Source organism: Stenotrophomonas sp. TWI602, from assembly GCF_039674045.1.
In the GTDB taxonomy this organism is placed as follows: Bacteria; Pseudomonadota; Gammaproteobacteria; order Xanthomonadales; family Xanthomonadaceae; genus Stenotrophomonas.
On the sequence record NZ_JBDJMT010000016.1, the window covers coordinates 63,961 to 74,038 of the forward strand.

Annotated in this window: 8 protein-coding genes and 1 pseudogene; 4 read left to right on the plus strand and 5 right to left on the minus strand. The window is 67.7% G+C overall.

Annotated features, from left to right (window positions below; all coding sequences use genetic code 11):
- Nucleotides 1–44: 44 nt before the first annotated feature.
- Complete coding sequence (locus tag ABE483_RS14295; RefSeq protein WP_346481906.1) at nt 45–2,018, minus strand: oleate hydratase; 1,974 nt, start codon at nt 2,016–2,018, stop codon at nt 45–47.
- 219 nt (nt 2,019–2,237) lie between these two features.
- Between ABE483_RS14295 and ABE483_RS14300 the strand changes: the two genes are divergently transcribed.
- The 3 genes from ABE483_RS14300 (at nt 2,238) to ABE483_RS14310 (ending at nt 6,408) form a co-directional block, all read left to right on the plus strand.
- Nucleotides 2,238–2,624, plus strand: a complete 387-nt coding sequence (locus ABE483_RS14300) for a BlaI/MecI/CopY family transcriptional regulator (protein WP_313213037.1) — start codon at nt 2,238–2,240, stop codon at nt 2,622–2,624.
- The gene (locus tag ABE483_RS14305; protein ID WP_346481907.1) at nt 2,621–4,120 is read left to right on the plus strand and encodes a M23/M56 family metallopeptidase; all 1,500 of its coding nucleotides are present in this window, start codon (nt 2,621–2,623) and stop codon (nt 4,118–4,120) included. The genes ABE483_RS14300 and ABE483_RS14305 overlap by 4 nt, the downstream gene beginning before the upstream one ends.
- 113 nt (nt 4,121–4,233) lie before the next feature.
- Entirely contained in the window at nt 4,234–6,408 is a 2,175-nt protein-coding gene (locus ABE483_RS14310; protein WP_346481908.1) for a TonB-dependent receptor, read from the plus strand.
- Nucleotides 6,409–6,414: 6 nt separating this feature from the next.
- On the opposite strand, the gene ABE483_RS14315 is transcribed toward ABE483_RS14310, so the two are convergent.
- Together ABE483_RS14315 and ABE483_RS14320 are read right to left on the minus strand one after the other, a co-directional pair.
- Nucleotides 6,415–7,548, minus strand: a complete 1,134-nt coding sequence (locus tag ABE483_RS14315) for an acyl-CoA desaturase (protein WP_313213059.1) — start codon at nt 7,546–7,548, stop codon at nt 6,415–6,417.
- Nucleotides 7,549–7,550: 2 nt separating this feature from the next.
- Complete coding sequence (locus tag ABE483_RS14320; RefSeq protein ID WP_346481909.1) at nt 7,551–8,624, minus strand: ferredoxin reductase; 1,074 nt, start codon at nt 8,622–8,624, stop codon at nt 7,551–7,553.
- Nucleotides 8,625–8,717: 93 nt separating this feature from the next.
- On the opposite strand from ABE483_RS14320, the gene fabR reads away from it, so the two are divergent.
- Nucleotides 8,718–9,380 (plus strand): HTH-type transcriptional repressor FabR, encoded by a 663-nt coding sequence (fabR, locus tag ABE483_RS14325; RefSeq protein WP_026069985.1) that lies wholly within the window; start codon nt 8,718–8,720, stop codon nt 9,378–9,380.
- 100 nt (nt 9,381–9,480) lie between these two features.
- Here the strand turns inward: fabR and ABE483_RS14330 are convergent, their stop codons facing one another.
- Nucleotides 9,481–9,843 carry a glycine zipper 2TM domain-containing protein gene (locus tag ABE483_RS14330; RefSeq protein ID WP_102789149.1) on the minus strand — a complete coding sequence of 121 codons (363 nt, stop codon included), beginning with the start codon at nt 9,841–9,843 and terminating at the stop codon, nt 9,481–9,483.
- 128 nt (nt 9,844–9,971) lie between these two features.
- Nucleotides 9,972–10,078 (minus strand): annotated as a pseudogene (locus ABE483_RS14335) (transaldolase); the annotation flags it as partial.

Here is a 10,078-nt window from a genome sequence, read left to right on the forward strand (position 1 = left end):
GGCGGTGCCGAGGCGATCTCCATCACCGCGGCACCACAACCGGGCTACTTCCCGCGCTTGGCCAGGTTCTCGCGCAGCGTTTCCAGCCGCGTGGAGAGATCCTTCAACGCGCTGCCGCCCTTGCCGACCAGCCAGGACACCTCCTCTTCCATGAAGCCGGTACGGCTGTGTTCGGTATCCGGCAGCGGCGGCAGGATGTGCGCGAAGTAGGTCTTGTCGAGCACCCGCCGCAGCAGTCGCTCGCCCGGGAAGGGTGCGTTGTTGTTGAGCGCACGCGCCGCCTTGATCAGGTTGCGGATGTCGTACTGGGTCGGGCTCAGGTCCGGCACCTGCTTGGGCAGGTCCAGCAGCGTATACACCGCCACGCGGGCGGTGCGCACCGAACTTTCCATGGTGAACACCACATCGTTGTGGGTCTCCACGAACTGCCCCAACAGGCCAAGGTTGGTGCAGCCCCCGGGCACGACGTGCGGGCGGTCGCCGGCCGCGCGTGGCATGAACTGCGCCGTGATGTAGGGCATCAGCGCGGTGCGCACCTTGGTGTTGGCGACGATCTCATCAAGCTGATCGACGATGCCCAGGTGGTAGCTCAGCTCGGCCAGGATCTCGCGGCCGGTACAGGCTGGCATCGGCTTGGCCACGTGGTTGCCGTTCTGGTCCATCAGCAGCGCATACACCCACACCACCAGCACATCCTTGGGCTGGTCGACGAAGTGCGGCTGGCGGTTGACGGTGAAGCTCAGCACCCAGGTGGAGTCGGTGAAGGTGATCACGCCGCCGGTCACGGTCCTGCCCGAGTACGGGTCGTTGACCGAGAGTTCCCTGATCTTGTCCACCAGTGGCGAGGGGCGGCAGGTCAGCGTGGCCGACTCCCACATCGAGCGGTTGATGTCACCGTGGAATTTCTCCGGTTTGCCGAAGATCGGCGACTGTGCAGCGAGGTTGCGCCACAGTGCCCAGTCACTGTCCTGCCCCGGTGTTTCGCGCGGACGCTGCAGCACCGGCACCGTGTCCATGTCGCCATAGACGGTGCCCTCGGTCATCGAGCCGGTCAGCGCGAACACCAGGTCGCCCTCGGCCACCGGCAGCAGCGTATCGTTGCCCGCCACACGGCAGCGCAGCCCGGTGACGGTGCGGGTATCGCCTGTCACGCGCATGTCCAGATCGTACACGCGGGTACCGAAGGTGACCTGCACCCCCTGGTCGCGCAGCATCTTCACCAGCGGTTTGACGAAACTCTCGTACTGGTTGTATTTCGGGAACACCAGCGCGGACATGTCGTTCAAGCCGTCGATGGCATCCAGGAAACGGTGCATGTACAGCTTCATTTCCAGCAGGCTCTGCCAGTTCTCGAAGGCGAACATCGAGCGCCAGAAGAACCAGAAATTACTCTGCAGGAAGCCTTCGCTGAAGTAGTCCTCGATGGTCACATCGTCGAGGTCTTCCTTGCGCTTGAGCAGCAGCTTGACCAGTTCCCACTGCTGCGGCTTGCTCAGCCCGAACGTGGCGAAGTCCTGGATCTTCCCCTGCTGATGCATCAGCCGGGCCTTGGAGTAGTTCGGGTCGTTGTCGTTCACCGCCCGGTACTCGTCCAGCACGCTGTAGCCGGCGGGCAGTTCCAGTGCCGGCACGTCCTGGAACATGTCCCAGAAATTGTCGTAGTTCCAGTTCATCTCGCGGCCGCCGCGAACCAGGTAGCCCTGCTCGGGGTCGCCGGCCCCATCGAGCGAACCGCCTTCGATGTCCAGGCTGTCGATCAGGGTGATGTTCGCCGCCGGCATGCCGCCATCGCGGATCAGATAGAACGCCGCGGCCAGGCCGGCAATACCGGTGCCGATGATCCACGCCTTGCGGTTCGCCACGCCGGCCTGTGCCACCGGGCGATTGCGCATGTAGGCACCCATCATGTCCGGCGGCGGCAGTGTGTTCTCGGGCCGGTTGGACCAGTAGGCCCCCGTGGCATCGGGTTCTTTATCGATCACCGGTGCCCGGTGCACGCCCTGTTGCTCGACAGCCATATCACCACTCCTTTTTCGATGGACCTACAGGAGGCACCGGTCGCCCGGTGCCTGGCAGCACGGTTTCCTTACCGCACGGCCCCCTCCCGGCACCGCGCTGCACATCTGGATGGTACGCACGCCACCTGTGACGGCATTGATCCGCATCAATGACACCCCTGTTGCATTTAATGCGACACATGTCGCACACTTGCGACACCTCGCCACACCGGGATTGCCATGTCTGCGCTGCCTACCCCTTCCAATGCCGAACTGGAACTGCTCAAAGCGCTGTGGCGCCAGGGCGCCTGCAGTGCGCGCGAAGTCCACAACGGCGCCGCCGCGGCGCTGGACTGGTCCTACTCGTCCACCCGCAAGACGCTCGAACGCATGGTCGACAAAGGGCTGGTGGAAGAAACCGTCGAGCACGGGCTGAACATGTACCGCGCCAAGGTCGGCAAGGTGGCCACACTGGCCGCACTCAGCACGGACTTCGCGCGCCGGGTGCTCGAGATCGATGGCGCATTGCCGGCGCAGGCCTTCGCCGACAGCCGCCTGCTCAGCGAACAGGAACTGCAGCAGCTCGATGCGCTGCTGCGTGCTCCCGCCAAGGACGATCCGGCATGAGTGGGCTGACGCTGGGCTTCTGGGGCGTGCATGCCGTTGGCGCCCTGGCGGGCGGCTGGGTGGCCTGGTCTGCCGGGCTACGTGTCCACCACCGTCTGGGTCTCTCCCACGCCGCATATGGCTATTGGATGGGGGTGTGGTTGCTGGCGGTGACGCCGGTCCTGCTGTCGGTGGGTATGGCGCTGTGGGCCCCCGCACCGCTCATCTCGTTGCCACCGGCACTGATGATGCCGCTGCCGGTCGCGCTGGACCTCGGGGCTGCCGGTGCGGCGGAAGGGCGCCTGGTGAGTTCCCCTTGGGCGGGGGTGGCCACTACCACGTGGCTGGCCGCGCTCTATGTCACCGGCCTGGGTATCGCATTGCTGCGCGTGCTGGTTGGCACGCGGGCGACCGGCCGGCTGTGCCGGGCGACCCTGCCGATCGCAGCGGAGGCCTGGCCGGGCCCGCGCAGCCGTGCGTCGGCGCAGCGGCTGCGCTCGGCCGGCATCGTCTGCCGGGTCAGCGCGCTGCCGGTGAGTCCGTTCGCGGTGCGCTGGCCGCGCCCGTTGATCGTGCTGCCCCTCTCGGCCGTGGAGCAGCTGGAGGATCGTGCACTGAACCTGATCCTGGGCCATGAGGCGGCGCACCTGACGCGCCGCGATCCGCAGCGCGCGGGCCTGATGGCGATACTCAACGCCCTGCTGTGGTTCAACCCGTTCCTGCGCCGCCTCACCGCGCGCGTGCAGCTGGCGGCCGAGCTGCGATGTGATGCGCAGGCCCTCGCGGGGGATGCACATGGCGGGCGTGACTTCGCCACGGCGTATGTGCGCACGCTGCGCCTTTCCGCAGCGGCTCACGCACCCACCACCGCCCTGACCCACCGCGATCTGGCCGGGCATGAAATCCGCATCCGGCACATGCTGCATGGCGATGCCGCGCGGCCGCTGTCGGGATCGCGACGCGCGCTGCTGCTGGGCAGCGCACTGCTGATCGGCGCCCTGTTGCTGGTCATGCAGGCCAGTGCCGCGCGCCCCGTGCCGGGCCCCGCCGTCACTGGCACCCCAAACGAGATCTCGGCGACGGAGGCGGCACTGCCGCTGCCGCCGTTGAGCGAGGCCCCCATCGAGGTGCAGTTCCAGGCACCGCTGGCCGCACCGAGGATCACCGGACATTTCGGCGATACCGGCAGCATCCGCCAGCGACCGCATCGCGGCACCGATTTCGGCGCGCGCCCGGGCACGCCGGTCCTCGCGCCGGCAGACGGCCGCATCGTGGCGGCAACCACCGCCTACCCCGACGGTCCGCAGTACGGCACGGTGGTGGTCATCGACCACGGTCAGGGCTGGCAGACGTTGTACGCGCACCTGCAGGGCGCCGATGTGGTGGTTGGCCAGCAGGTCCACGCCGGCGAGCAGATCGCACGGGTCGGCAGCACCGGGCGCGTGACCGGACCGCACCTGCATCTGGAGATGCTCCGCAACGGTGAGCGCGTCGATCCGCAGGCGCACCTGCCATGACCGGCTAACCCGCTCCACATCCCCACCCCACTGCTGCATTTCGTTTTCCTGGCCACAGGAGGGGCGCGTGTTGCCCCGCGAAATGCCCCCTGCCCTCCTGCACGGACCGCCCCATGTCACCGACGTTCCGCATCGTACTTGCCCTGACCCCGCTGTGTGCCGCGTTCTCCAGCGCTGGACAGTCACTGCCCGCAAAGCAGGCGCCGCCGCCCACCGAACTGGAGACCGTGCAGGTGCAGGGCACCGTGTACGACGCACGCCGCGAGGACACCGCCACCCGGATCGTGGTCGACGCTGAAGCGCTGCGCCAGTACGGCGACATCGGTCTGGTGGACGCGCTCAAACGCCTGCCCGGCATTACCGTCGGCACGGGTGCGCCCGGCCGCAGCGGCACGCTGTCATTGCGGGGGTTGGGTGCGGGCTATACCCAGATCCTGCTCAACGGCCAGAAAGCGCCCGCCGGGTTCGACCTGGACTCGCTCACGCCGGAGATGGTCGAGCGCGTGGAGATCATCCGCGCACCCACCGCCGACCAGCGCGCCGAAGCGATCGCCGGCTCGATCAACATCGTGCTGGCCGCAGGCGCGCGAAAGGACAGCGGGCAGCTGTCGGTGGCCTGGGGCAACAGCAACGGCCGGAACACGCCCTCGGTCAGCTGGCAGCGCAACCGGCGCGCCGACCACCGCAGCAGCGCGATCACGGCGACCGCATCGCGCCGCGAGTTCCTGGTCGAGGAAACCGGTACCGAGCGTGCATGGAATCGGCAGGGAACACCGACCACCCTGCGTGACACCTCCCTGCGCGCCAGCGGAAATCGCGATGTGCTCTCACTGGCCCCCAGCCTCGAAGCGACGCTGGAGAACGGCGATATCTTCGCGCTGCAGGGCTTCGCCGATGCGAGCCGGTTCAACCGCATCACCGACATCGACTGGGCCACCACGCTCGGCGCCCCACTACAGACCACCCGCTATCAACAACGCACGCGCATCGACGTGGCGCAGGCCAATGGCAGCATGACGTGGACGCGGGCGTTCGAACGGGGCGGCACGTTCACCACCAAGCTGCGCCTGGGCGGCAACCGCGAGCGCTACACCTATCGCGAACAGGGCCAGGCAGCGGATGGGCGACAGAACCTGGAGGACCACACCGACGCGCGGTTGACCGTGGGCGATCTGAACAGCAGTGGCAAGTACACGCTGCCCGCCCGCGGGCGGCATGCGCTGCAGCTCGGCTGGGAGGGCAGCGAGGATCGCCGCGATGAAACACGCGTGCAGCAGCTGTTGCCTGTCCACGAGGGCGGCGTGGTGGCGATCAGCGACCAGGCTTTCGACGCGCGCATCCGTCGCCTGGCGCTGTACGTGCAGGATGACATCTCGCTGAGCGAGCGCTGGTCCCTCTATGCCGGCGCACGCTGGGAACAGATCGATACCCGCAGTGACGGCAGCAGCTTCAGCGGCATTCAGCGCCGTGACCAGGTGCTCTCACCGGTGTTGCAGTCACTCTGGAAAATGCCCGGCACCCGGGGCGACCAGCTGCGCGTCGCGCTGACCCGGACCTATCGCTCGCCTACGCTGGCTTCGCTGATCCCGCGCCCGTACACCTCCACCAACAACCGCCCGCTCAACCCCGACGAACGCGGCAACCCGGCGCTGCGGCCCGAACTGGCGACCGGCGTGGACCTGTCCTACGAAACCTACGGCAAGGCCGGCGCGCAGCTCAGCATCGGCGGTTATGCGCGCCGGATCAGTGAGGTGATCCGCACCGAAACACATCTGCAGGACGGTCGCTGGGTGGCCACGCCGGTCAACGGCGGCACTGCGATGACCTGGGGGCTGGAGATGGATACGGCATTCCGTCTGCCGCAGCTGATCGCAGGCGCGCCGGCCGTGGCGGTGCGTTTCAATGCGACCGCCAACGATTCGCGCGTGGATGATGTGCCCGGTCCGGACAACCGGCTTGATGAGCAGGTGCGCTTCAGCGGCACCTTGGGCGCGGATTACGAGATCCGCACCGGCTGGACGGTCGGCGGCAGTTACACCTACCGCACCGGTGGCACGGTGCAGGTCAGCCCCGGCCAGTTCGAGATCAGTGCGTACGGGCGCGAGTTGGACCTGTACTCGCTGTGGTCGCTGCGCGCAGGCAGCAAGCTGCGGCTGAGCCTCAACAACGCGCTGCACCGGGCGCTGCACACGGGGCAGGAGCGGGTCAGCGAAGACGGTACCGAGCAGCTGCGGCGCCAGCGCAGGGCATCCCCGCTGCTGCGCCTGCAGCTGGAACTGCCGCTCTAGCCCGGCTCAGCCCGGCTGGCGGCTGGCCTCACCTACCGCCGGCAGCGCACGCGCGCGGCCCGGCTTGCTCGGGAAGGCATGGCGCACGATCCGCCACATCACCTGGCCGAACTGCCGCGGCAGCGAACCGGTGTTGTAGTGCTGGCCGTAGCGCGCGCAGATGTCCTTCACTTCGACCGCGATCGCCGCGTAGCGGTTGGCCGGGATGTCGGGGTAGAAGTGATGCTCGATCTGGTGGCTGAGGTTGCCCGACATGACGTTCATCAGCTTGCCGCCGGTCAGGTTGGATGAGCCGCGCAGCTGGCGCAGGTACCAGTGGCCACGGGTCTCATCACGCACGCATTCCTTCGGGAAGGTTTCGGCCTCGGCGGTGAAGTGGCCGCAGAAGATGATCACGTAGGTCCACACGTTGCGGATGAGGTTGGCGACCACGTTGCCCAGCAGCACCGGCAGGAAGAAGGGGCCGGCCAGCGCCGGGAACAGCAGGTAGTCCTTGAACATCTGCTTGCCCATCTTGCGGCCGACCGGGCGGAACTGCCTGCCCAGCTGCTTGAGCGTCATTTTGCCGGCAAACACGCGGCCCAGGCGCAGGTCCTGGATCGCGATGCCCCATTCGAACAGCAGCGCGAACACCACCGCGACCACCGGCTGCATCAGGTAGAACGGGCGCCATCGCTGCTCGGGGAAAATGCGCAGCAGCCCGTAACCGATATCGTCGTCCAGCCCGCGCACATTGGTGTAGGTGTGGTGGCGGAAGTTGTGGGTCTTGCGCCAGGCGTCGGCGGTGCCGACGATATCCCACTCGTAGGTGCTGCCCTGCAGCTGCGGATCACCCATCCAGTCGTACTGGCCATGAATGACGTTGTGCGCCAGCTCCATGTTTTCCAGGATCTTGGACAGCGCCAGCATCACCACGCCGGCAATCCACGCCGGGATCAGCACGCTGTGCACGAAGGCACCGAGGAACAGCAACGCGCGGCCGGCCACGCCGGTCCAGCGGACGGCGGCCACGACGCGGCGGATGTAACGCGCATCGCGCGCACCGAGCGTGGCCAGCTGGCGCGCGCGCAGTGCATCGAGTTCAGCGCCGAAGGCCTGCAGTTCGGCCGGGGAAAGCGCGCGGTTGTGCACGGAAGACATGGTCACAGCTCCAGGATCAGGTCGGTGCTGGCGCTGTTCACGCACAGCTTTACTTGCGTGGCCGGTTCGGCCGCGTGCTCGCCGGTCAGGGTGTGGCGGGTGACGCCGGATACCTTCCCGCAGACACAGGTATTGCAGATGCCCATGCGGCAGCCGCTGGCCGGGCGCAGCCCTTCGGCTTCCAGCGCCTGCAGCAGCGACGTGCCGCGTGGCAGGGCAAGCGTGCGGCCGCTGCGGCGCAGTTCGACCTGCACCGTGCCCTCTTCGGCATCCGGCAGCACCGGCGCTGTGAACGCCTCGGACTGCAGCGACGCGACCTGGCCCTGCAGCCGCGCCTGCGCTGCATCGACGAAGCCGCCCGGGCCGCACACCAGGGTGCGGGCGGTGCTCAGATCGCCCAGCGTCGCGAAGGCGAATGCATCCACACGCGACGCCGGTGCCGCCGGGTCGCGGGTCAGCGCGATGTGCAGCGTGAACGAGGGATGGCGCGCCGCCAGCGCGGCCAGCTCTTCGGCGAAACAGACTTCCTCACGCCGGCGTGCCCAATACACCAGGTCCACCTGGCCCGGCATGCCGGCACCATCGAGTTGACGCAGCAGCGCGCGCATCGGGGTGATGCCGCTGCCAGCGGCCAGCAGCAACAGCCGCGCGCCAGAGGCCTTGGGCAAGGTCATTTCACCGAACGCCTGGCCCAGCTCAAAGACCTCACCGATCGCCGCGGCATGGGCCAGATGCTGGCTGACGGCACCGCCGGCGATGGCCTTGACGGTGATCGCCAAGCGACCGTCGGCCAGCACGGTCGGGCTGTAACTGCGCGACAGGCGGCGGCCATCGACTTCGACGCCGAGGGTGACGTGCTGGCCCGGCAGCAGACCACGGAAATGGCGGTTGGGCTTCAGCACCAGGGTGACCGCATCCGCGCTCTCGGCGGTGCGCGACAGCAGCCGGGCCAAGGGGCGGCGCAGCGTCCACAGCGGGTGCAGACGGGTGCCCCAGAAGTCGAACAGCGCTTCAGGGACCCAGCGGCGGGGGCTGGCGGCGTGACGGCGGGCGGCAATGCGCGGGACGGTGCTCATGCTTCGCACTATACGGCCGAGCATACGACTGTGTATACAGTTGTATATTGCCGGGACGGGCTATGATTCAGGGACTTGACCCCGCTGCCCCTGATGACCTCCCCAGACCTGCCCCTGCCCGCCTCCGACGACGCCCATCCCGCGCGCAAAGCCTCCATCTCCCGCGAGGATCTGCTGGCCGCGGCATTGGCCCTGATCGGCCCGCACCGCAGCGTCTCCACGTTGAGCCTGCGCGAGGTCGCGCGTGAAGCCGGGATCGCCCCGAACTCGTTCTACCGGCAGTTCCGCGACATGGACGAGCTGACCGTGGCCCTGATCGACCTGGCCGGGCGCTCACTGCGCACGATCATCGGCGAGGCGCGCCAGCGCGCCGCCTCCTCCGACCGCAGCGTGATCCGCCTGTCGGTGGAGACCTTCATGGAGCAGCTGCGCGCCGATGACCGCCTGCTCCATGTCCTGCTGCGCGAAGGCACGGCCGGCTCGGATGCGTTCAAGCATGCGGTGGATCGCGAACTGAATTACTTCGAAGACGAACTGCGGGTCGACCTGATCCGCCTGGCGGCCGCCGACGGCGCGCGGCTGCATGAACCGGCCCTGGCCTCCAAGGCGATTACCCGGCTGGTGTTTGCGATGGGTGCGACGGCGGTTGACCTGCCGCCGGAGAAGGATCCGGAACTGATCGAGCAGCTGACCCAGATGCTGCGGATGATCATCACCGGGGCACGCACGTTGGCAGGCAGTCCGCCGCTGCGCTGATCCGGCCTGCGGGCCTCGCACAAAAAAAATGACGACCCACCGGGCCGTCATTTTTGATCCTGTTGCACGCCGCAACTGCAGCGCAGTGGGCGGCACTTGATCAGCGGTACTGACGTTCGCAGCGACGCTCAACCACGCGATCACCATTCTTGGACTGCTGGTTGCCCTGGATCTGGCGGCCTGCGGCACCACCGGCCACGGCACCGGCAACCGTCGCCAGCTTCTTGCCGTTGCCGCCACCCACCTGGTTGCCCAGCAGACCACCCACGACCGCGCCGGTCGCGGTGCCGGTGATGCGGTTGGGATCCTTGGAATTACGCTGGACCTCGACGTTGTGGCACACCACCTTGCTGCCGTCGTTGAAGCGGCGTCCCTCGTCCTTGGGGCCATAGGTCTGGGCGCCGGCAACGGCCGATACGGCGAGCAGACTGCCCAGGCACAACACGCGGAAGCTCGTCTTCATGGTCGATCCCTGTTTATGGAACATGGCCCGAGTGTCTGCCTGCCGGCGGCAAGCCCGGGTGAAGTTGCGTCCACGCCACGTCAACGCCAGCGGCGGCGTTCAGGCCGCAGCCATCCAGCCATGCGCGCTTACAGCCGCTCGCGGATCGTCTGCCGCAACGCGTCCAGATCCTTGGCGAACGCATCGATGCCGCTGGCCAGCTTCTCCGTCGCCATCGGGTCGGCCGCCAGATCCG